19 protein-coding genes are annotated in these 21,949 nt (G+C 68.5%); 9 read left to right on the top strand and 10 right to left on the bottom strand.

What is annotated here, in order from left to right; translation table 11 throughout:
• Window positions 1–777, bottom strand: a 777-nt coding sequence (locus AC5592_RS02025; RefSeq protein WP_371507060.1) for a coiled-coil domain-containing protein, incomplete at its 3' end; no start/stop codon positions are given.
• A 487-nt stretch (window positions 778–1,264) separates the two neighbouring features.
• On the bottom strand, window positions 1,265–1,888 hold the full coding sequence (locus tag AC5592_RS02020) for an Rv1476 family membrane protein (RefSeq protein WP_232329150.1): 624 nt from the start codon (window positions 1,886–1,888) through the stop codon (window positions 1,265–1,267).
• 274 nt (window positions 1,889–2,162) lie between these two features.
• Between AC5592_RS02020 and acnA the strand changes: the two genes are divergently transcribed.
• From acnA to AC5592_RS01990, 6 genes are all read left to right on the top strand, one after another.
• A complete protein-coding gene (acnA, locus tag AC5592_RS02015) occupies window positions 2,163–4,958 on the top strand; it encodes an aconitate hydratase AcnA (protein ID WP_036502346.1) in 2,796 nt (931 codons plus the stop codon).
• 176 nt (window positions 4,959–5,134) lie between these two features.
• Window positions 5,135–5,701, top strand: a complete 567-nt coding sequence (locus AC5592_RS02010; RefSeq protein ID WP_036502387.1) for a TetR/AcrR family transcriptional regulator — start codon at window positions 5,135–5,137, stop codon at window positions 5,699–5,701.
• Between the two features lie 53 nt (window positions 5,702–5,754).
• Complete coding sequence (locus AC5592_RS02005) at window positions 5,755–7,902, top strand: prolyl oligopeptidase family serine peptidase (protein WP_232329149.1); 2,148 nt, start codon at window positions 5,755–5,757, stop codon at window positions 7,900–7,902.
• Between the two features lie 90 nt (window positions 7,903–7,992).
• Entirely contained in the window at window positions 7,993–8,391 is a 399-nt protein-coding gene (locus AC5592_RS02000; RefSeq protein ID WP_232329148.1) for an acyl-CoA thioesterase, read from the top strand.
• 175 nt (window positions 8,392–8,566) lie between these two features.
• Window positions 8,567–9,034, top strand: coding sequence for a hypothetical protein (locus AC5592_RS01995; RefSeq protein ID WP_063063166.1), 468 nt, complete (start codon window positions 8,567–8,569; stop codon window positions 9,032–9,034).
• A 12-nt stretch (window positions 9,035–9,046) separates the two neighbouring features.
• Complete coding sequence (locus tag AC5592_RS01990; RefSeq protein ID WP_036502349.1) at window positions 9,047–10,006, top strand: MvdC/MvdD family ATP grasp protein; 960 nt, start codon at window positions 9,047–9,049, stop codon at window positions 10,004–10,006.
• Window positions 10,007–10,012: 6 nt separating this feature from the next.
• On the opposite strand, the gene AC5592_RS01985 is transcribed toward AC5592_RS01990, so the two are convergent.
• The gene (locus AC5592_RS01985) at window positions 10,013–10,516 is read right to left on the bottom strand and encodes a MarR family winged helix-turn-helix transcriptional regulator (RefSeq protein WP_174372308.1); all 504 of its coding nucleotides are present in this window, start codon (window positions 10,514–10,516) and stop codon (window positions 10,013–10,015) included.
• 157 nt (window positions 10,517–10,673) lie between these two features.
• On the opposite strand from AC5592_RS01985, the gene AC5592_RS01980 reads away from it, so the two are divergent.
• Window positions 10,674–11,087 carry a cupin domain-containing protein gene (locus AC5592_RS01980; protein ID WP_371507063.1) on the top strand — a complete coding sequence of 138 codons (414 nt, stop codon included), beginning with the start codon at window positions 10,674–10,676 and terminating at the stop codon, window positions 11,085–11,087.
• A gap of 63 nt (window positions 11,088–11,150) precedes the next feature.
• On the opposite strand, the gene AC5592_RS01975 is transcribed toward AC5592_RS01980, so the two are convergent.
• From AC5592_RS01975 to AC5592_RS01950, 6 genes are all read right to left on the bottom strand, one after another.
• A complete protein-coding gene (locus tag AC5592_RS01975) occupies window positions 11,151–11,393 on the bottom strand; it encodes a helix-turn-helix domain-containing protein (RefSeq protein WP_051024681.1) in 243 nt (80 codons plus the stop codon).
• Between the two features lie 140 nt (window positions 11,394–11,533).
• Window positions 11,534–13,165 carry an ABC-F family ATP-binding cassette domain-containing protein gene (locus AC5592_RS01970; RefSeq protein WP_036502358.1) on the bottom strand — a complete coding sequence of 544 codons (1,632 nt, stop codon included), beginning with the start codon at window positions 13,163–13,165 and terminating at the stop codon, window positions 11,534–11,536.
• Window positions 13,166–13,255: 90 nt separating this feature from the next.
• A complete protein-coding gene (locus tag AC5592_RS01965; RefSeq protein ID WP_269750138.1) occupies window positions 13,256–13,378 on the bottom strand; it encodes a hypothetical protein in 123 nt (40 codons plus the stop codon).
• A gap of 39 nt (window positions 13,379–13,417) precedes the next feature.
• Window positions 13,418–14,371: a TIGR03557 family F420-dependent LLM class oxidoreductase gene (locus AC5592_RS01960; RefSeq protein WP_036502361.1), complete on the bottom strand. Its 954-nt coding sequence runs from the start codon at window positions 14,369–14,371 to the stop codon at window positions 13,418–13,420.
• Window positions 14,372–14,425: 54 nt separating this feature from the next.
• Entirely contained in the window at window positions 14,426–15,529 is a 1,104-nt protein-coding gene (locus AC5592_RS01955) for an enolase C-terminal domain-like protein (protein ID WP_063063165.1), read from the bottom strand.
• Window positions 15,526–18,444 (bottom strand): FAD-binding and (Fe-S)-binding domain-containing protein, encoded by a 2,919-nt coding sequence (locus AC5592_RS01950; RefSeq protein WP_084506269.1) that lies wholly within the window; start codon window positions 18,442–18,444, stop codon window positions 15,526–15,528. The genes AC5592_RS01955 and AC5592_RS01950 overlap by 4 nt, the downstream gene beginning before the upstream one ends.
• A gap of 230 nt (window positions 18,445–18,674) precedes the next feature.
• Between AC5592_RS01950 and AC5592_RS01945 the strand changes: the two genes are divergently transcribed.
• Window positions 18,675–19,655, top strand: a complete 981-nt coding sequence (locus AC5592_RS01945) for an SDR family oxidoreductase (protein ID WP_232329147.1) — start codon at window positions 18,675–18,677, stop codon at window positions 19,653–19,655.
• Window positions 19,656–19,771: 116 nt separating this feature from the next.
• Window positions 19,772–21,577 carry a thiamine pyrophosphate-requiring protein gene (locus AC5592_RS01940; protein ID WP_063063163.1) on the top strand — a complete coding sequence of 602 codons (1,806 nt, stop codon included), beginning with the start codon at window positions 19,772–19,774 and terminating at the stop codon, window positions 21,575–21,577.
• A 1-nt stretch (window position 21,578) separates the two neighbouring features.
• On the opposite strand, the gene AC5592_RS01935 is transcribed toward AC5592_RS01940, so the two are convergent.
• Entirely contained in the window at window positions 21,579–21,728 is a 150-nt protein-coding gene (locus tag AC5592_RS01935) for a hypothetical protein (protein WP_157121512.1), read from the bottom strand.
• Window positions 21,729–21,949 lie beyond the last annotated feature (221 nt).

The following is a 21,949-nucleotide window of genomic DNA, read 5'->3' as shown; positions in this document are numbered from 1 at the left end:
GGCGGCGGTCGCCGCGGCTTGAGCGGCGGCGACTTCGGCCCGGCGCCGGCGATCCCAGGCCAGGTAGGCGTCGCGCTGGCCCTGCAGTCCGGTCACGGTGGCCCGGGCCTGGTCGAGTTGCTGCTGGGCCGAATCGCGCTGGGCCATCAGCGCATCGCGCTTCTGCGCCTGTTCGTCGAGAGCGGCCTTGGCGGCGGCGACCGCGGCCTGCGCCTGCTGCCGTTTCTGATCGGCCTCGTCCGCGGCCGTGTCGGCGGCCTTCTTGGCCTGGCGTGCGGCGGAATCCTTGTTGGCCTGTTCGACCTGCGCGCGGCGCAGGCCGTCGATGGCGGCCTGCTGGTTCTTCGACGCCATGCCGAGCAGATCGGCGCGGTCGAGCGCGGAGGCCGGATCGGAGCCGGCCAGGTAGTTCACCATCGACGTCGAACCCGGATGGGTGTAGGCGTCGACGGCGAATTCGTCGAATTTGCCCTGTGCCTGGTTCAACTGAGTGCCGGCGGACTGCAGATCGCGCTGGGTGGCGGCGACGGTCGCCGCGGCCGCGTCGGCGGCGTCACGGGCGTTCTGCAGATCGACCAGCGCCTTGTTCACGGCTTCCCGCTTGCCGGCGACCTCGGTATCGAGCTGGGCCAGCTGCTGGTCGGCGGTGGCGACCTGATTGATCAGACCGCTGACCTGATTCACCCCCGCATCGACCTGCGCGCCCGCCGCGGCGATATCGCCGTCGCTCGGATTCGGAGGTGGCGGCGGCACCGCGGCCACCAGCGGAGCTGTCACCGTCAGCGCGATCCCACATAAGAGCAACCCCACAGCGACCTTCGCGGCACCCCCCGACCGCCTCGCCGATATTCGCATCACACCTCCCTGATCCCGCTGCGGCTCCCGGCGAGCACCAGATTCGCCAGGACTGCGCTGGGCGACCGATCGAGGCGTCGCCGCACGAGCACCAACGGTCCATCTGCCCTCGAGGGACGCTGGAGGCCCATGTGACACTTCTTCCCCAAGAGTGTCACCTCGAAACCGTACGACACTTCCTTCACAGAGGAAACATCGGACGACAAATCACAGGGGAGTAATTTCCGGTTTGCTAAAAATTCGCTAACCGTAAATAGGGGTTCCGGGGGCGAACCAAACCGGTCGTTCAGTTTCGTCCCGCGAATCGCGACTTATCCCTCGAATCGGGCATCGCGGCGAGGTGGTGGCTAGCTTCCGGCGACCGTTGCGGGGCGCCTCGCGACACGCCGAGGACGGCCGCCGGAGACGGTTAGCGAGAGGGCACCGGCGGGTTCGGCGGGGCATCGGCGGCTACCGCCGCCCGCGCCCGCGACGCCCGCCGGGACTTGATGTAGTACAGGCCCCCGATGGTCAGGACGGTGCCGGCCAGCACAACTCCGGTGATCGCGGTCCAGGACACCTTTTCCGGCGTCTCCAGCCGGTCGACGAAGATCTGCGCGGCCGTCGCGGTGTGCCCGCCCTGATACTTGGCCTTGTCCTCGGCCCACTCCAGCCGCGCGCGGTTGATCGAATCGCTGTAGGTGCCGATCCAGTCGTCGCTGAACACCACGACCGTGCCGTGTTCACTCTTGCCGAGGGTGGTCGCCAGGTCGCGCAGATCCGAATCGCGGCCCGGATTCCCCTTCACGACCACGATGTTCAACTCGATGCCGTGCGCGCGGGCCTGATCCGCGATCTCGGCGAGCTTGTCCTGATTCTTGGATTCGGGCGCGGCTACGTGGTTGTCGGCCAGATCCAGCACGATGGCGTCGACGTCGGTATCCGGCGGTAGCTCCGCGGCCATGGGGGTGAAAACCGAGGCATACGAGACGGTCATCTTCCATCCGGTCTTGTCGAGCCGCCGACTCCAGCGACGGGCGTCCAACACATTCACGTGATCAACACACACCTGGCCGCCACACCGGAGGGGACAACTCCGGCGGGGCCTTCGAGCACAGTACGCGACGGGGGCATCATGGATGGCGGCACGCCGCGCCGTACGTGCCCCGCATGCTTCATAGGACAAGCGTACTGTTAGAGTTCGGAAGTACGAGGCGCGCAGCCCGAAACGCGTCCTCGACGACAGCCGCCGGCGCAGCCCCGCCGGTGGCCACCCCACGGGGCCCGCACGCGCCCCGATCGGAACACCGACGAGTGGAGCTGAACGTATGACAAGTATCGATACATTCGGCGCCAAGGGCACCCTCGAGGTCGGAAGCAACTCCTACGAGATCTTCCGCCTCTCGGCCGTGCCCGGCACCGAGAAGCTGCCCTACGCCCTGAAGGTCCTGGCGGAGAACCTGCTCCGCACCGAGGACGGCGCCAACATCACCGCCGACCACATCCGCGCCATCGCCAACTGGGATCCGTCGGCGGAGCCGAGTATCGAGATCCAGTTCACCCCCGCCCGCGTGATCATGCAGGACTTCACCGGCGTGCCCTGTGTGGTCGACCTGGCCACCATGCGTGAGGCCGTCACCGCCCTGGGCGGCGACCCGAACAAGGTCAACCCGCTCTCCCCCGCCGACATGGTCATCGACCACTCGGTGATCCTCGACGTCTTCGGCCGCGCCGACGCCCTCGAGCGCAACGTCGACCTCGAATACCAGCGCAACGGCGAGCGTTACCAGTTCCTGCGCTGGGGCCAGGGCGCGTTCGACGACTTCAAGGTCGTCCCCCCGGGCACCGGCATCGTGCATCAGGTCAACATCGAGTACCTGGCCCCGACCGTCATGACCCGCAACGGCCAGGCCTATCCGGACACCTGCGTCGGCACCGACTCGCACACCACCATGGTCAACGGCCTGGGCGTGCTGGGCTGGGGCGTCGGCGGTATCGAGGCCGAGGCCGCGATGCTGGGCCAGCCGGTCTCCATGCTCATCCCGCGCGTGGTCGGCTTCAAGCTCACCGGTGAGATCCAGCCGGGCGTCACCGCCACCGACGTCGTGCTCACCGTCACCGACATGCTGCGCAAGCACGGTGTGGTCGGCAAGTTCGTCGAGTTCTACGGCGCCGGTGTGGCCGAGGTGCCGCTGGCCAACCGCGCCACCCTGGGCAACATGAGCCCCGAATTCGGTTCCACCGCAGCGATCTTCCCGATCGACGGGGAGACCATCAACTACCTGCGTCTGACCGGTCGCTCCGATGAGCAGCTGGCCCTGGTCGAGGCCTACGCCAAGGAACAGGGCATGTGGCACGACGCCGCGCACGAGCCCGCCTACTCGGAGTACCTCGAGCTCGACCTGAGCACCGTGGTGCCCTCGATCGCCGGCCCGAAGCGTCCGCAGGACCGCATCCTGCTCAGCGAGTCGAAGGCGGCGTTCCGCTCCGACATCACCGACTACGTCAGCGGTGACTACAACGGACTCGACGAGGGCGTCGAGGAGACCTTCCCCGCCTCGGATCCGGTCTCGGTCTCGGCCGGCGCCGCCAACGAGAGCTACGCCCCCGCCCATTCGGCGGCCAACGGTGCGCAAGGCCGGCCGTCCAAGCCGGTCAAGGTGGTGTCCGAGGACCGCGGTGAGTTCGTCCTGGATCACGGCGCGGTCGTGGTCGCGGGTATCACCTCCTGCACCAACACCTCCAACCCGTCGGTCATGATCGGTGCGGCGCTGCTGGCCCGCAACGCGGTCGAGAAGGGCCTGTCCAGCAAGCCGTGGGTCAAGACCAACATGGCCCCGGGTTCGCAGGTCGTCTCCGACTACTACGAGAAGGCCGGCCTGTGGCCGTACCTGGAGAAGCTGGGCTTCTACCTGGGCGGTTACGGCTGCACCACCTGCATCGGCAACACCGGCCCGCTGCCGGAGGAGATCTCCAAGGCCGTCAACGACAACGACCTGTCGGTCACCGCCGTGCTGTCGGGCAACCGCAACTTCGAGGGTCGCATCTCCCCCGATGTGAAGATGAACTACCTGGCCTCCCCGCCGCTGGTCATCGCCTACGCGCTGGCCGGCACGATGGACTTCGACTTCGAGTCCGACGCGCTGGGTCAGGACACGGACGGCAACGACGTGTTCCTGCGCGACATCTGGCCCTCGGCCCAGGAGATCGACGACACCATCAAGTCGGCGATCAGCCAGGACATGTTCCGCAAGTCGTACGCCGACGTCTTCAAGGGCGACGAGCGCTGGCGCAACCTCGACACCCCGTCCGGTGACACCTTCGCCTGGGACGAGAACTCCACCTACGTCCGCAAGGCGCCGTACTTCGACGGGATGGAACTCGAGCCGGCCCCGGTCGAGGACATCAAGGGCGCCCGCGTGCTGGCCCTGCTGGGTGATTCGGTCACCACCGACCACATCTCCCCGGCCGGTCCGATCAAGCCGGGCACCCCGGCCGCGCAGTACCTCGACTCGCACGGCGTCGAGCGCAAGGACTACAACTCCCTGGGCTCGCGGCGCGGCAACCACGAGGTGATGATCCGCGGCACGTTCGCCAACATCCGGCTGCGCAACCAGCTGCTCGACGACGTCTCGGGTGGCTACACCCGCGACTTCACCCAGGACGGTGGCCCGCAGGCGTTCATCTACGACGCCTCGCAGAACTACCAGAAGGCCGGCATCCCGCTGGTCGTGCTGGGCGGTAAGGAGTACGGCTCGGGTTCCTCGCGCGACTGGGCGGCCAAGGGCACCCGTCTGCTGGGCGTCAAGGCCGTCATCACCGAGTCGTTCGAGCGCATCCACCGCTCCAACCTGATCGGCATGGGCGTGATCCCGCTGCAGTTCCCGGCGGGTGAGTCGGCCGCGTCGCTGGGCCTGGACGGTACCGAGGTGTTCGACATCGAGGGCATCACCAAGCTCAACGAGGGCGCCACGCCGAAGACCCTGAAGGTCACCGCGACCAAGGAGAACGGCGAGAAGGTCACCTTCGACGCGGTCGTGCGCATCGACACCCCCGGTGAAGCCGACTACTACCGCAACGGCGGCATCCTGCAGTTCGTGCTGCGCAACATGATTCGCGGCTGATATCCCGCACCACGCGGTGCGGCGTCGTGCCGCGCCCGGCGACCGTTCGGATCGCCGGGCCGGTACGAACAGCGTTGCGCCGCCGCAGGATCTACGCGTCCATGCTCGTACTGTGAGAACCCCCGCGCCGGATCGTCCCGGCGCGGGGGTCCGTGCATTCCCCGCTGGAGGAGCCCATGCCCAAGGTCAGTGACGATCACCTCGCCGCCCGGCGCAGCCAGATTCTGGACGGGGCGCGGCGGTGTTTCGCCGAATTCGGGTACGAGGGTGCGACCGTCCGCCGTCTGGAAGAGGCGATCGGCCTGTCCCGCGGCGCGATCTTCCATCATTTCCGGGACAAGGACGCCCTGTTCCTGGCCCTCGCCCAGGAGGATGCCGGACGGATGGCCGAGGTCGCGGCCAACGAGGGCATCGTGCAGGTCATGCGGGAGATGCTCGACAATCCCGCGCAGTACAACTGGCTGGGCACCCGCCTCGAGATCGCCCGGCGTCTGCGCACCGACCCCGAATTCGCCGCCGGCTGGACCCAGCGTTCGGCCGAACTCACCGCGGCCACCCTGGCCCGGCTGGAACGCCGCAAGGCGGCGGGCGCGCTGCGCGACGACGTGCCCACCGATGTGCTGCTCGGCTATCTCGATCTCGTGCTCGACGGGCTCATCGCCCGCATCGCCTCCGGCCACGTCAACGAAAACCTCACGGCCGTACTCGATCTCGTGGAGGCGTCGGTCCGCCGCCGCGACTGAACCGCCGCGATTTCCGCCCGTGCCTCGTGCCGGGTTCGTCGTACCATGTGCTGATGATCATGGGGCGGGGACGACGAGACGGACATATCGGCGGGACCGGGTGCGCCCCACTCCATGCGGTGGTCGTGCTGTCGATCGCTGTGCTGGTCGCGGCGTGCGGCGGTGCCGGCGCACCGCAGGAGCCCTATCTCTGGCTCGAGGACCTCGACAGCCCGCGCGTGCAGGCGTGGGTCGGCGACCAGAATCGGCGGACCCTCGATGTGCTCGAACACGATTCGCGCTACGCCGACAATCTCGCGCAGGCGACGGCGCTGGCGAAGACGTCCGATCGGATCCCGATGCCGCGCTTCGAGAACGGCACGGTCGAGAATTTCTGGCAGGACGGTGACCACAAACGCGGCATCTGGCGCGAAACGACAACCGCCGATTACGAAGCGCCGCAACCGAACTGGACCACCCTGCTCGACCTCGACGAGTTGTCGCGAGCCGAGGGCAGGAACTGGGTCTGGCGCGGCGCCGACTGCGACCCGGTCACCCGTCGCCGGTGCCTGATCAGTCTGTCCGACGGCGGCGAGGACGCCGTCTCGGTTCGCGAATTCGACCGCAGCACGAGGCAGTTCGTGCCGGACGGGTTCGCGGTGCCGCGCGGCAAGGTGGACCTCACGTTCAGCGACGAGAACACGGTGCTGATCGCGCGGGAATGGCAGCCGGGTGAGATGACGGTCTCCGGCTACCCGTACGTCGTCCGGCAGTGGCGCCGCGGCCAACCTCTCGACGCGGCAACCGAACTCACGCGGGGCGACCGGACCGATCAGCTGTCGACCGCGCCGGTCGTGCTGGACAACGGCGCTGGGCGGCGGCTCGAACTCGTCGTGCGCGGCCGGACCTTCTTCGAACACGACGTCGAGCTGCTCACCGCGTCCGGCCCGGTTCGCACCGCGCTCCCGGCGAAATCGGACTTCGCCGGTATGGTCGGCAACCACCTGCTGGTGTCGCTGCAGCAGGACTGGGTTCTCGGCGCGACGACCTATCCGGCAGGTGCCCTGGTATCGGTGGACGCCGATCGTCTGACCATCGATCCGGACCGTCCGCAGGTGACACCGGTCTACCTCCCGGGTCCGTCGGAGAGTCTGAGCGGTGTGCAGACCACGCGCGACCACGCCGTGGTCACGTCGCTGAAGGACGTGCGTGGTCGCGCCACCGTCTACACACCACGCCCGGACGGCACCTGGTCGGGGACGCCGGTGCCGTTGCCGGACAACGCGACCGTCGACACCGTCACCGCCGATCCGACGGGCGAGCACGCCTATCTCTCGGTGACCTCGTTCCTCGTTCCGACCACACTGTGGAGCGTGGACACCTCCGCCGGCACGGCCCGGCAGGTGAAAAGCACACCGCCGCAGTTCGATTCGTCCCGCTATGTGGTCGAACAGCAGAAGGCGACCTCGGCCGACGGCACCCCGGTGCCGTATTTCGTGGTGCATGCCGCCGATATGGCGTTCGACGGCTCGAACCCCACCCTGATGAACGCCTACGGTGGCTTCGGGATATCGCAGACTCCCGCGTATCAGGCGACGCTCGGCCGGCTCTGGCTCGAGCACGGCGGCGTCTTCGTCCTGGCGAACATCCGCGGTGGCGGCGAATTCGGTCCCGGCTGGCACGAGGCCGCGCGCACCACCCGGCGACAGCGGGCGTTCGACGATTTCGCCGCGGTCGGCAAGGATCTGGTGGCGCGGGGCGTGACCACCTCGCGGCGGCTCGGCATCCAGGGCGGCTCCAACGGCGGGCTGCTCATGGGGGTCGAATTCGTCCAGCATCCGCAGATGTGGAACGCGGTCGACATCCAGGTGCCACTGCTGGACATGATGCGCTACGAGAAGATCGCCGCGGGCGCCTCCTGGGTGGACGAGTACGGCAGCGTCGACGATCCCGCTCAGCGGGCGTTTCTCGAATCCATCTCGCCGTACGGGCAATTGCGGCGCGGTGCGCACTATCCGGAACCGTTCGTCTGGACCACGACCAAGGACGACCGGGTGGGTCCGCAGCACGCCCGCAAGTTCGCCGCGCGGCTGGCCGAATTCGGCGATCCGTATCTGTTCTACGAGGCGGGCGAGGGCGGCCACGGCGCCGGCGCCGACCGGGAGGAACAGGCCCGCACCAGCGCGCTCGAGTACACGTATCTGATGCGGCGACTGATGTAGCCGCCGCGATGCGGTGACCGATCCCACGCCCGATCCGGAAATACCCGGAACAGGGTGGCGGTTCGCCCCGGTATGACCTTTTCTGTGCCCGTGACCGTCCGCAGATACGAACTCGACGTCAACGGCCATCTCAATCAGGCCGTGTACCACCAGTACGCCGAGCACGCCCGCTGGGAGGTGCTGCGCGCGGCCGGTCTGGTCCCGGACAAGATGCGGCTGTCCGGACTCGGTCCGGTGGTCCTGGAATCGACCGTCAAGTATCGGCGGGAACTGCATCTGGGCGACGAGATCACCGTGACCTGCGCATGCCGCTGGGGCGAGGGCAAGGCGTTCTGGATGGACCAGCAGATCCGCAAGCTCGACGGCACCGTCTCCGCGGAGTTCACCGTCGTGCTGGGGCTGATGGATCTCGACGCGCGCAAACTCGTGTCGAACCCGAGTCAGCGGTTCCTGGAACTCGCCGAATCCCCCGATGTGCTCGGTCTGTGAGGCGTTGACAGCTCAACCGAATCGCTTTCGGCGATAGCGCTTTCCACGCCCGGACCCCGGCACCGGGTTTGCACCGGAATTCTTTCGTTGCGAACCGGCCGGGCACCGCGGCGGGCTATGATCCAGTTCACGCTCGACTTCCGGGGCAAATCGCGAGCAGATCGGAGTCCAGCCCATGAACGATGCCGGCCGCCAGGTACCCGGACACACCCGGCCGCGCCCGAAACCCCGCCACCCGGCGCCACCGCTGGCCGGCCGCCTGGTCGCCGAATCTCGCGACACCATCAGCGTCCGGGTCGCCGAGGGCATCTGGACCCTCGATCGCGACGACATCCTCCAGCTGCGCGACGAATCGCCGGATTCCGGCACCGCGGAACGCGCGGTCCTCGTCTGGATACGGCCCGGCGCCACAGCCGATTTCACGCAGCGGCGGCGCATTCAGCTCACCGAACGCCCGCTGACACTGCCACCCCGGCCCAGCCCAGCCGTCGGCGACGAGCTGCTGGCCCGCCTGACCGACCAGTGGGCGCGCAAGCTCGACGTCGCACCCACCCCGGGGGCCGCCGGCGCGACGGTGAGCTACAGCCAGACTCGCAGCGGCGGGGGCAGCGACGACGGCACCGCCTGCGACAGCCTGGACTGAGGGGCCGTTTCGATGAGTGCCCGGTCGCCGGGTGCCGTGCTGATCGTCGCCGAGAGCGACGATCTGCACGCCGACGCGATGGGCTCGATGCTGCGGAATATGTACGGGCTCAGTCCGATTCGTCTGGATATGCGCGATTTTCCGCGCGAATGCGGTAGTTTCCGGCTCGACCGCGCCGGCGCCGCTCGGTCGATGTCGCATATCGCCGGTCTCGACGATGTGACCGCCGTCTGGTGGCGCCGCCCCCGGCCGTGCCGGGTGCCCGGCGGTTTCCTCGACGGCGACGACGATTTCCGGCAGGCCGAATGCGACGGGTTCCTGCAGGGTCTGCTGTGGTCGATACCGGCGGTCTGGGTCAACGATCCCGGCGCCGACCGCACCGCCACCCGCAAAATCGTGCAGCTCGACACCGCCCGGCGCAGCGGTTTCGCCATCCCGGAAACGTTGATCACCAACGATCCCGACGAGGCCCGCAGTTTCGTCGATTCCCGCGGCGGGTCGGTGATCTACAAACGGACGGGTACCGGCCGCGCGGAATTCTCCGAAACGCGCATCGTGAGCCGCGAGGATCTCGGCCGATTCGACACCATCCGCTCGGCGCCGACCACCTTCCAGGACTATGTCGAAGCCGAGTGCGATCTGCGGGTGGTGTGGATCGACGGCGTCGAGTGGGCGGTGCGGATCGACTCGCAATCCGGTGCGGGATGGGTGGATTCGCGCCTCGACACCTCGGTGGCCTTCACCCGCGAGCGACTGCCCGCCTCGGTGAGCAAGTCGCTGACCACGCTGATGGGCGCGCTCGGACTGGTGTTCGGCGTGCTCGACATCAGGCTCGGGCTCGACGGCGAGTACTACTTTCTGGAGGTGAACCCGCAGGGGCAGTTCGCCTATCTGGAGATCAAGACCGGGCTGCCGATCTTCGCCAGTCTCGCCCAGTTCCTCGTCCTCGGTGAGGCGATGGTGTCGGGCTGACCGGTATCACGACCGGTCGAGGTCGGCCAGCAGGATGCGCGCGATCCGGTCCAGTTCGCCGCGGTCGCGCGCCGACAATCCGGACAGCAGGCGCGTCTCGTTGTCGGTGTGTGCCGTGACGACCTCGTCGACGCGGGCGCGGCCGGCCTCGGTCAGGGCGACCCGGACCGCGCGGCGGTCGGCGCGATCGGCGATGCGACGCACCAGTCCGGCCGATTCCAGGCGGTCCAGGCGGCCGGTCATTCCGGCGCGCGACAACATCAACGTGTCGGCCAGGACCGACGGGGTCAGTTCGAACGGTTCACCCGAACGACGCAGTGCCGCAAGCACATCGAACTCGCCGCGCTGCAGCCCGTGCGCGGTGAACACCGCGTCGATCTCGCGTTCGGCGAGGACGTACAAGCGGCCGAGGCGGCCGAGCACCGCCATCGCCGTGAGATCCAGGTCGGGCCGTTCCCGCTCCCACTGCGCCACGATCGCATCCACCGCATCGGTCTGTCGTCCAGCCATGGACACATACTATTCGACGGGATATAGTTCGGTAGCGAACTATCCGATAGCGAACTACTTGGGAGATCCGATGACCACCGAACCCCGCATTCCCGCCGCCGTCGTCCAGCCCGCCGAGGCCGAGGTGCGCAAGACCGACGCGGTGACCATGCGCCTGCTGCTGGATTCCGACCGCACCGGCGGCAGCGTCAGCACGCTCGAGGTCACGATGGCGCCCGGCGCCGACGGCGCGACTCCGCACTACCACACGCTGTCCGACGAGCTGTTCTACGTCGCCGAGGGCGAATTGCAGGTGCTCGCGGGCGAGGAGATCACGACCGTCGCCGCGGGCGGCGCGATCACGGTGCCGCGGTTCATGCCGCACGCCTTCGGCGCCGCACCCGGTTCACCGGCGCGGATCCTGATCGCACTGACCCCCGCCGTGCAGCGCTTCGGCTACTTCCGGCTGCTCGAGCGGGTGGCCTCCGGGGAGGCCACCCTCGCCGAACTCGCCGCTACCCAGGACAAGTACGACAACCACTTCGTCGACGCGCCGAACTGGTGGGCCGAACGCAACGCCCACCGCGCGTGAACCCGAGCGTAGAGCGGCACGAGACGCCGACGGCCGCGGAAGCCGGTCGGGCGAGTGGGCGGGTCAGGGCTTGCTGACCGCTTTGCGCCGGTTGGCACCACCCCGGCTGCGGAGTTGCACATGCGACTCCACGAGCACGTTGTGAATGAATCCGTACGAGCGGCCGGTCTCCCGCGCCAGCGAACGAATGCTGGCGCCCGCCTCGTATTGCTTCTTCAGCTGGGTTTGCAGCCGGTCGCGCGACTTGCCCGTGACGCGCGTGCCCTTACCCAACATCGACTTCCCCTGTGCGGGCCTGTCACTCATGGCTTCCTCCGGTCGCCGTGCAGCCTCATTCCAGGCTAGACACTCGACTCGCAGTGATCAACGCCTCACTGTGATGAAACTCACCGATTGCGAGGATCTTTCGGCGTGTCTCGGCGCGTCGCAGGAAGCATTCGCCACGCTCAGGCCAGCTGAATCAGTTCCAGGTAGTCCTGCGACCAGTGATCCTCGGTGCCGTCGGGCAGCATGATCACCCGTTCCGGATTCAACGCCTCGGCCGCACCCGGGTCGTGGGTGACCAGAACGACCGCGCCCGCATAGCTGCGCAACGCGTCGAGAACCTGTTCGCGCGAGACCGGATCGAGGTTGTTGGTGGGCTCGTCGAGCAGCAGCACGTTGGCCGCCGAGGAGACCAGGCCGGCCAGCGCCAGCCGGGTCTTCTCGCCGCCGGACAGGGTGCCGGCCGGCTGATCGAGCTGCGGGCCGGTGAACATGAACGCACCCAGCAACCCGCGCAGATCCTGCTCCCCCGCGTCGGGAGCCGCGTGGCGGATGTTCTCCCAGACGGTGGCGTTGTCGTCGAGGGTGTCGTGCTCCTGGGCGAAATACCCGATGCGCAGCCCGCGTCCCGGATCGATCTGTCCGGCGGTCAGCGGCTCGACGCCCGCGAGCAGACGCAGCATGGTCGTCTTACCCGCGCCGTTGAGGCCGAGGATCACGACCCGGCTGCCCTTGTCGATGGCCAGGTTCACGCCGGTGAAGATTTCCAGCGATCCGTAGAGCTTGGTGAGGTTGGTGGCCATCAGCGGCGTCTTGCCGCAGGGAGCGGGTTCGGGGAACTTGATGCGGGCCACCTTGTCGGCCACGCGCACGTCGTCGAGCTCGGAGAGCATGCGCTCGGCGCGCTTGACCATCTGGTGTGCCGCAGCGGCTTTCGTCGCTTTCGCGCCGAGTTTGGCGGCCTGCTGCTTGAGCGCGGAGGCCTTCTTCTCCGCGTTGGCCCGCTCGCGGACCCGGCGCTGTTCGTCGGTGGCGCGGGCGTCGAGATACTTCTTCCAGCCCATGTTGTAGATGTCGGCCTCACCGCGCACGGCGTCGAGGAACCACACCCTGTTCACCACGTCGGCGAGCAGGTCGACATCGTGGGAAATGACGATCAGGCCGCCGTCGTGGTTCTGCAGAAAGCCGCGCAGCCAGGTGATGGAGTCCGCGTCGAGGTGGTTGGTGGGCTCGTCGAGCAGCAGCGTGGTGTCGGATTTGCCGCCGGAGCCGTCGGAGGCGGAGAACAGGATCCGCGCCAGCTCGATGCGGCGGCGCTGACCGCCCGACAGGGTGCGCAGCGCCTGGCCCAGCACCCGATCCGGCAGACCGAGGCTGTGGCAGATGCGGGCGGCCTCGCTCTCGGCGACGTAGCCGCCCAGCGCCGAGAATCGCTCCTCGAGCCGGCCGTACTTGCGCACCGCCTTCTCGCGTTCGGCGTCGTCGACGACCTCGGCCATCAGGGCCTGCTGCTTCTCCATATCGCGGATCAGCTTGTCGAGCCCGCGCGCCGAGAGCACCCGGTCGCGGGCCAGCACGTCGAGATTTCCCTCACGCGGATCCTGCGGCAGATAGCCGATTTCGCCCGAACGAATCACCTTGCCGGCGTAGGGTTCTCCTTCACCGGCCAGGATGCGCAGCGTGGTGGTCTTGCCCGCGCCGTTGCGGCCGACGAGACCGATCCGATCACCGGCCTGCACCCGCAGCGCCGAACCCGGCGCGGTGAGCAGGGTGCGGATTCCGGCCCGGACCTCCAGGTCGGTCGCGGTGATCACAACAGTCTCCTAGCACGGTAAGGGGGCGAACGGTTCGATTGTGCATCCCTCGGACACACCAGAACCACCCATTTTACCGGCTCTCGACGGTCACTCGGCCACCACCCGCAGGGTGCGCAACGTCGGATCGGCGGGATCGGGCACATTCATCCCGTTCTCCACTCCGGACCGCAGGTAGTCCACGACTGCGGCGTCGACCAGTTCCCCGGGCACGATCGCCTCTCGTGGATACCTATGGTGATCGGGTACCGCTCAGCGCAGGGCCGGCAGTACTTCCTTCTCGTATGCGGTGAAGAAGCCCTCCAGATCCGGTCCGATCTGGCCGACGTAGACCTCGTCCGCGCCGGCTTCCACACACGTGCGCAGCTGATCGATATGGCGCTGCGGGTCCGGCCCGGCGGCGAAGTGCCGCCGTGACGCCTCGCGATCGAGCAACGACATCGCGTCCTCGAAATCGGCGGGGCGCGGCAGGGTCTGGCCCAGCTGGCCCGGCAGCAGTTCGTTGGCCCACAGCCGATGCGCGGCGTCGACCCCGGACTCCTCGTCGGCCGCCCAGCTCACCTTGGTGCCCATCTGCACCGGTTTGGCGCCTCCGCCGCTGTCGCGGAACAGGCCGACCAGCTCCGCGTCGGGCATGCTCGTGCAGTAGCCGTCGCCGATGCGCGCCGCCAATTCCGTTGCCTGCGGGCCGAATCCGGACACATAGATCGGCACCGGCCGTTCCGGCAGGGTGTAGATCCGCGCCTCCTGCACCTCGTAGTGCTCGCCGCGGTAGGTCACCAGATCACCGCGATGCAGGCGGCGGATCACGTCAACGGCTTCGGCCAGCATCTGCAGCCGCTCCCCCGGCGGGGGCCACGGATCGCCGAAGATGTGCTCGTTGAGCGCCTCACCGCTGCCGACGCCGAGCACGAAGCGGCCGTCGAGTTGCACGGCGGCGGTGGCCGCGGCCTGGGCGATGATCGCGGGGTGGATGCGCACCGTCGGGCAGGTCACGGCCGTGGTGATCGGCAGCGACGTGGCCTGGGACAACGCGCCGATCGTGCCCCAGACGAACGGGCTGTGCCCCTGGGCGTCGTTCCAGGGATGAAAGTGATCGGAAATCCACAGCCGCTCAAAACCGGCCTGCTCCGCGCGCTGGGCCTGCTCGACGAGTTCCTTCGGCCCGAATTGTTCGCTGGCGAGAAAATATCCGATGGCTGCCATGTCCGGCGGTTACCCAGCAGCCGCGCCGGTATTCGGCCGCCCGCGCGCACCATCTCACCGGTGAGCGGCACTCTCGACCGAATATTTTCCGGCCGAGTCGGCGAGCCGCATTCCGTGCCCGGAGCCCCGGCCGGTCGCGAGCGCCCCGTCGCGGACGCCGGGCACACCGTCGACCAGCAGTGGTTCCAGGCGGCTGTGGTCGATGAACCATTCCACGTGGCGCAGGTGGGCGAACGAGGACACGATCGGCGCGTGCAGCGCGGGCGCGCAGTGCGCGGAGATGTCGAGGCCGTGCGCGGCGGCGAGCGCCGCGCATTCCAGGAAGCCGCTGTAGCCGCCGCAGCGGGTCACGTCCAGTTGCAGACAGTCCACCGAGCCGATCAGCGCGGCCGCGTCGTAAGGGCGGTAGACGTATTCGCCGGCGGTCACATCGCAGCGCAGCGCCGCGCGCAGCATCGCCAGACTGGGGGGATCGTCACTGGTGACGGGCTCTTCGAACCAGATCACACCGTGCCGGTCCAGTTCCGTGCCGACCCGGCGGGCCAGGGCGGTGGAGTAGGCGCCGTTCGCGTCGACCATCAGGCGGGCACGGTCGCCGAGCAGCCCGTTCGCGAAGGACACCCGCTCGAGATCCCGATCGGTCCGCTCGCCGCGGTCCTCGCCGATCTTGATCTTGACCCATCGGCATCCCGCCGCCAGCCAGCCGTCGATCTGCTCGCCCAGTTCGTCGTCGGTGAGAGTGGTGAAACCCCCCGAACCGTAGACCGGGGTCGCCGGTCGCACGGCACCGAACAGCCGGCTCAGCGGAACATCGAGCAGGCGCGCCTTCAGATCCCACAGGGCGATATCGACGGCGCTGAGCGCATGGGCGACGACCGCGGCGGTGCCCAGATTGCGGCAGGCGCGCTGCATCCGGATCCGGCAGTCGCCGATATCGAACGGCGAACGCCCGGCCAGGACCGGCGCGAGGACCTCGCGCACGATCGCGGCGGTGGCGCCGCCGCTGTAGGTCCACCCCAGTCCGGTCCGCCCGCCCGCGTCGATTTCCACGGTCACCGCGGTGGTCGCCTCCCACCGCAAGGTGCCGTCGGCTTCCGGCTCCGGCGTCGGGAAGCGGTAGACCCCCACCCGGACAGCCTCGTCGATGGTCGCCGTCACTTCCGGTCCTTCGCCGCCAGCGCCTCGGCCAGCAGTTCGACGGCGTGGCGGGGATCGGCGTCCGGTTGCAGCTGTCTGATCTGGGTGCGGCAGCTGAACCCGTCGGCGAGCACCACGGTCCCCGGATCGCGCCCGCGCACGGCCGGCATCAACTTGTCCTCCGCGCAGGCCACCGAGACGTCGTAGTGGCCGCGTTCGAAGCCGAAATTGCCTGCCAGACCGCAACATCCGGCATCGAGGACCTCGACGTCGGCGCCGGTCGAGGACAGCAGTTCCCGATCGGTGTCGTAGTGCATGATCGCGTGATGGTGGCAGTGCGGCTGCACCATCGCCGCGGTGTCGACGTGCGGCGGGGTCCAGTCCGGCGCTCGTTCGGCCAGCAGTTCGGCCAGTGTGTAGGTCTGTTTCGACAACCGCTCGGCATCCTGGTCGCCGTAGAGCAGTTCGGGCAGATCGGCCCGGAACACGGCCGCGCAGCTGGGCTCGAGGACGACGACCGGTGTGCTGTCGCGCAACTGTGGCGCCAGTACCCGCAGCGTGCGGCGCAGCACCCGTTTGGCGGTGGGCAGCTGCCCGGTCGAAATCCAGGTCAGGCCGCAGCAGACCGTGCGCTCGGGCACGATCACGGAGAAGCCCGCGGCCTCCAGCACCGTCACCGCGGCTTCGGCGATGCCCGGTTCGAAGTTGTTGGTGAACGTGTCGGGCCACAGCAGCACCGTGCCGCGCTCCCCCGTAGTGGAGCTCATGTGGTCGCGGAATGCCCGGGTGAACCGGGTGCGGGCGAAGCGCGGCATCTCCCGTTGCAGCGCGATGCCGCCCGCCGCCGAGACCAGGCGCCGCAGGCCCGGGGTGTGAGTCACCGCGTTGGCGAGCGGAGCCACCGAGGTGCCCAGCCGGGCCCACAGCGGAATCCAGCCCATCGAATAGTGGGCCATCGGCCGGACCCGGTGTTCGTAGTGGTGGGACAGGAATTCGGCCTTGTAGGTGGCCATGTCGACATCGACCGGGCAGTCGCTGCGACATCCCTTGCAGGCCAGGCACAGATCGAGCGCGTCGCGGACTTCGGTGGACCGCCAGCCGTCGGTGATCGCCTCACCCTGCAGCATTTCGAACAACAGCCGGGCCCGGCCGCGAGTGGAATGCTCCTCCTCGCGCGTGGCGCGGTAGCTGGGACACATCACCCCGCTGCTCTCGCCGCGGCATTTGCCGACGCCCACACAGCGTCCGGCCGCCTCGCTGAACCGGTGGTCGTCGTCGGGAAAGGCGAAGTGCGTCACCGGTTCCCACGGCCGGTAGGCGCTGCCCTGACGCAGATCCGAATCCAGCCGGTGCGGCTCGACGACCTTGCCCGGATTCATCCGATTGCGCGGGTCGAACAGCGCCTTCACCTCACCGAAAGCGCGAACCACCTTGTCGCCGAACATGATCGGCAACAGTTCCGCGCGCGACTGGCCGTCGCCGTGCTCCCCGGACAGCGACCCGCCGTAGCTGCTCACCAGACGCGCGGCACGTTCGACGAAGCACCGGTAGTGCGCGATTCCGTCGGCGGTGCGCAGGTCGAACGGAACGCGGGTGTGCACACAGCCGTGACCGAAATGCCCGTAGAGCGAACTGGATTCGTAGCCGAATTCGTCGAGCAGCGCGTCGAAGTCGCGCAGGTAGTCGCCGAGCCGCTCGGGCGGGACCGCGGCGTCCTCCCAGCCCTCGTGCGTTTCCGGGCCGTCGGGCGGATAGGCGGTGGCGCCCAGTCCGGCCTCGCGGGCGGCCCACACCTCGGCCTCGCGGTCGGGATCGTCGAGGATGGTGGAACTCGCCTCGGTGGCGCGCTCGAGGTCGGCGATCATCTTCTTCGCCCGCGCGTCGGCCTCCTTCTGGTCGTCGCCGTCGAATTGCACCATCAGCCAGGCCTTCCCGTCGGGCAGCTGTGAGATGGCCTTCGCCGCGAGGTGCCGGCTGTGCTCCAGTTGAACCAGACGATGGTCCAGGCCCTCGAGCGCGGCCGGATCGTGCGGCAGGATCCGGGAGACCGCGTCGGCGGCGTGATAGACGTCGGGGAAGCCGAGGACGGCCATCGCCTTCGCGGCCGGCACCCGCACCAGCTCGATCTCCGCGCGCAGAACGGTCACCAGGGTGCTCTCGCTGCCGACGAGGAACTTCGCGATATCGAATCCCCGCTCCGGCAGCAGCGCGTCGAGGTTGTAGCCGGAGACGCGGCGCGGAATGTCGGGATAGGCCGCGCGGATGTCGTCGGCGTAGCGGTCCCGGGTCTCCCGCAGGCGCCGGACCAGCTCGTCGGCCTCCGGATTCGTGCCCGGGATCGGATCCTCGGCACCCACCCAGGCGCGCAACCCGTCGTAGGTGAGGATCTCGAGCCGGCGCACCGAATCGACCATCTTGCCGTAGGCCTGTGCGGTGGCACCGCACGAGTTGTTGCCGATCATCCCGCCGATCGTGCAGCTGACGTGGGTCGAGGGCTTGGGCCCGACCATCAGCCCGGACGACTTCAGCTGCTGATTGAGCGGGTCGAGCGCGATACCGGGTTCGACCACGGCCGTGCGGGTTTCGGCGTCCACGGCGAGCAGCCGGTGGCAGTATTTGGTCCAGTCGATGACGACCGCCGTATTGCAACTCTGACCGGCGAGGCTGGTGCCGCCACCGCGCGAGAGCAACGGGACGTCGTGGTCGCGGCAGATGCCGACCGCCACCGCGGCGGCTTCCGGTGTGCGCGGAACGACCACGCCCAGCGGCAGCGCGCGATAGTTCGAGGCGTCGGTGGAATAGGTGGCGCGAGTTCCCGAATCGAAACGGACCTCCCCGTCGACCGCCTCCTTCAGTGCGGTCTCGAGCGCCTGCAGCGGCCATCGGTCTCGATTCGAGCCGCGGTGCGGGCGGGCCGTGCGATCCGAAATCGTCATTCGTGCACCCCTGTCGTGGTCGGCCGGATTGTCGTGCGGCCGCACCTCGCCAGCGGGCGGCCGGACACCGCGCGAATACCCGGCCGACCGCAGGTCACACCCACCGAACCGGACACGATGCCGGGCGATCCCCTGCCGCATAACGCCGCCCGTCCCGGGTACGCGTCAGATGCGACGCCCGCGCGATATGCCCTCGGGCGCCGGACAACCGCGCGAGGAGAGGAGACCGAGTGAGCGCACAGTCACCGGTAGTGGTGGTCACCGGAGCCAGCGCCGGAATCGGGCGCGCCACCGCACGGCGCTTCGCCGCCGACGGGGCGCGCGTGGCGCTGCTGGCCCGTGGGCGCGCCGGACTCGACGCCGCCGCGAAGGACGTCGAGCAGGCCGGTGGTGCGGCACTGCCGATTCCGACCGACGTCGCCGACCACGACGCCGTCGAGGCGGCCGCCGACCGCGTCGAGCAGCAGTGGGGTCCGATCGACGTCTGGGTGAATTCGGCGTTCACCTCGGTCTTCGCGCCCTTCACCGAGATCGAGCCGGAGGAGTTCCGCCGCGTCACGGAGGTGACCTATCTCGGGTCGGTGCACGGGGTGATGGTGGCGCTGGCCCGGATGCGCCCACGCGATCGCGGCACCATCGTCCAGGTCGGGTCGGCGCTCGGCGAACGCGCGATTCCGCTGCAATCGGCCTATTGCGGCGCCAAACACGCGGTCAACGGATTTCTCGAGGCGGTGCGGGTGGAGTTGATGCACGAGCGCAGTGGCGTGCACGTGACGATCGTGCAGGCACCGGCGGTCAACACACCCCAATTCTCCTGGGTGCGTTCACGTTTGCCGAAGAAGCCGCAGCCGGTGCCGCCGATCTACCAGCCCGAGGTGGTGGCCGACACCATCGCCTTCGCCGCCGAGCATCCCGAGCGCAAGCAGTACTGGGTCGGCGCGAGCACGGTCGGCACCGTCGTCGCGCAGCGGCTCGCGCCAGCGGTGCTGGATCGCTATCTGGCACGCACCGGCTACGACTCACAGCAGACCGACGCCGACGAATCCGAGCGGCCGGACAACCTGTGGCGCCCCGTCGACGACGAACACGGCCACGACTTCGGCGCACACGGTGACTTCGACGGCCGAGCCCACCGGCACAGTCCGCAGGCGTGGATGTCGCGCTGTGTCGAATCGGTGGCCGGTTCGGTCGCCCGGATGGCCCGGCACTGACCCAGCCATCGGCCCCGCCGGCCGCGGTTGAGCACGGCAACCGCGGGTACCCGCCCGGCGACCAGGGGGCACGCTGCACATCCCCGCGGGCTCGACACGGAGAGGACAGGACAGATATGGCGCAACAGGTTGCCGACTACGTCGTGGCCCGGCTCAACGAGTGGGGCGTGAAAGAGGTATTCGCCTATCCCGGAGACGGAATCAACGGTCTCGTGGCCGCTTTCGGCCGCACCGACGACCGGCCGACGTTCGTCCAGGCCCGGCACGAGGAGATGGCGGCGTTCTCGGCCACCGGCTACGCGAAATTCAGCGGGCACGTCGGTGTGTGCATGGCCACCTCCGGTCCGGGCGCGATCCATCTGCTCAACGGCCTCTACGACGCCAAACTCGACCACGTTCCGGTGGTGGCGATCATCGGCCAGACCGCGCGCAGCGCGATGGGCGGCAGCTATCAGCAGGAGATCGACCTGCAGAGCCTGTACAAGGACGTGGCCTCCGAATATCTCGTCGAGGTCAACGTCGCCGAACAGCTGCCCAACGCCCTCGACCGGGCCTTCCGCACGGCCTGGACCCGGCGCGCACCCACCGCGGTGATCATTCCGGCGGATCTGCAGGAGGAGACCTACGAGCCGCCACAGCACGAATTCAAGCAGGTGCCGTCGAGCCCGCCCGCCGAGATGCATTCGGTGGTCGTTCCGGCGCGCGCGGAGATCGAGCGCGCCGCGGAGGTGATCGGAGCCGGTTCCAAGGTCGCGATCCTGGTCGGCCAGGGCGCCCGCTCGGCCGCGCGCGAGGTGACCGAACTCGCCGAGATCACCGGCGCCGGCGTCGCCAAGGCGCTGCTCGGCAAGGATGTGCTGCCCGACGATCTGCCGTTCGTGACGGGCCCGATCGGGTTGCTGGGCACCCGCCCCAGCTACGAGCTGATGCGCGATTGCGACACTCTGGTCATCGTCGGTTCGAACTTCCCCTACAGCCAATTCCTGCCGCCGCTGGATCAGGCCCGTGCCGTGCAGATCGATATCGACGGCACCATGATCGGCATGCGGTATCCGACCGAGGTGAACCTCGTCGGTGACGCGAAAGCCACACTGGCCGAGATCATTCCGCTGCTGAAGCCGGTGAGCGACCGGTCCTGGCGGGAGACGATCGAGTCGAATGTGGCGCGCTGGTGGGAGACCGTGGAGCGGCAGGCGTTGCTTACCGCCGAACCGGTCAACCCCATGCGGGTGGTCTGGGAACTGTCGCAGCAGATTCCGGACAACGCCATCGTCACCGCCGACTCCGGCTCCTCCACCAACTGGTACGCGCGCTGCCTGAAATTCCACGGCAGCATGCGCGGCTCGCTGTCGGGCACACTGGCCACCATGGGGCCCGGTGTGCCGTATGCGATCGGCGCGAAGTTCGCCCATCCGGATCGCCCGGTGATCGCGCTCGTCGGCGACGGCGCGATGCAGATGAACGGACTGGCCGAATTGATCACCATCGCCCGCTACACCGAACAGTGGAGCGATAAGCGACTGGTGGTGTGCGTCTTCCACAACAACGACCTCAACCAGGTGACCTGGGAGCTGCGGTCCATGGGCGGTTCGCCCAAATTCGAGGATTCGCAGTCACTTCCGGACATTTCGTACGCGGACGCCGCGCGCTGCTTCGGCCTCGCGGCGATCGAGGTCGACGATCCGGAGCAGTTGGCCGGGGCCTGGGAACGGGCGCTGACCGCGGATCGCCCGACCCTGCTGGACGTGCGCTGCGATCCCGAGGTTCCGCCGATACCACCGCACGCCACCTGGGATCAGATGAAGGCGACCGCGGAGGCCGTGCTGCGCGGCGACCCGAACGCCTGGCATCTGGTCACTCAGGGCATGAAGACCAAGGCACAGGAGTTCCTGCCCGGGCGCGGTTCGGGCGGCGACGACTAGGTCATTCGCGGGCGGCGCCCCAATCGGTCAGCGAATGCCTGGCGTGCCGTAGGGCGCACCGGAACTCCGCACGGTCACCGCGGGGCGCCACGGTGTCGAACAGGGCGGCCGCCACCGCCGCTACAACCGCGATGATCAGCAGAGTTGTCATATCGGCCAGTCTGCGACGACCGGCCACGAAACAACAGAGCCACTACCACATCACTGGCCCGGAAGCCGGGCATCGGACCTGCGCCCGATGCCCGGCTTCCGCTGCGCAACCGGCACGCGGGTAGGTATCATCGGCTCCCGGACCTCAGATCATGGTTCGGCCCAACGCTTTTGGCATCACGACTGGTGACGGCTGCCGCCGTCGACGTCCACCACGACCGT

The sequence above is a fragment of the Nocardia violaceofusca NBRC 14427 genome (assembly GCF_963869435.1).
GTDB classification, from domain to species: domain Bacteria; phylum Actinomycetota; class Actinomycetes; order Mycobacteriales; family Mycobacteriaceae; genus Nocardia; species Nocardia aobensis.
The sequence above is the reverse complement of the archived record's forward strand: the minus strand, read 5'-3'. Positions and strand labels throughout refer to the sequence as shown.

Bases quoted from the DNA above. Each gene is read 5' to 3' on its own strand.
- acnA (WP_036502346.1), top strand. From the start codon at position 2,163: ATGACAAGTATCGATACATTCGGCGCCAAGGGCACCCTCGAGGTCGGA.
- AC5592_RS02010 (WP_036502387.1), top strand. From the start codon at position 5,135: ATGCCCAAGGTCAGTGACGATCACCTCGCCGCCCGGCGCAGCCAGATT.
- AC5592_RS02005 (WP_232329149.1), top strand. From the start codon at position 5,755: ATGATCATGGGGCGGGGACGACGAGACGGACATATCGGCGGGACCGGG.
- AC5592_RS01995 (WP_063063166.1), top strand. From the start codon at position 8,567: ATGAACGATGCCGGCCGCCAGGTACCCGGACACACCCGGCCGCGCCCG.
- AC5592_RS01990 (WP_036502349.1), top strand. From the start codon at position 9,047: ATGAGTGCCCGGTCGCCGGGTGCCGTGCTGATCGTCGCCGAGAGCGAC.
- AC5592_RS01985 (WP_174372308.1), bottom strand. From the start codon at position 10,516: ATGGCTGGACGACAGACCGATGCGGTGGATGCGATCGTGGCGCAGTGG.
- AC5592_RS01975 (WP_051024681.1), bottom strand. From the start codon at position 11,393: ATGAGTGACAGGCCCGCACAGGGGAAGTCGATGTTGGGTAAGGGCACG.
- AC5592_RS01960 (WP_036502361.1), bottom strand. From the start codon at position 14,371: ATGGCAGCCATCGGATATTTTCTCGCCAGCGAACAATTCGGGCCGAAG.
- AC5592_RS01950 (WP_084506269.1), bottom strand. From the start codon at position 18,444: ATGACGATTTCGGATCGCACGGCCCGCCCGCACCGCGGCTCGAATCGA.
- AC5592_RS01940 (WP_063063163.1), top strand. From the start codon at position 19,772: ATGGCGCAACAGGTTGCCGACTACGTCGTGGCCCGGCTCAACGAGTGG.
- AC5592_RS01935 (WP_157121512.1), bottom strand. From the start codon at position 21,728: ATGACAACTCTGCTGATCATCGCGGTTGTAGCGGCGGTGGCGGCCGCC.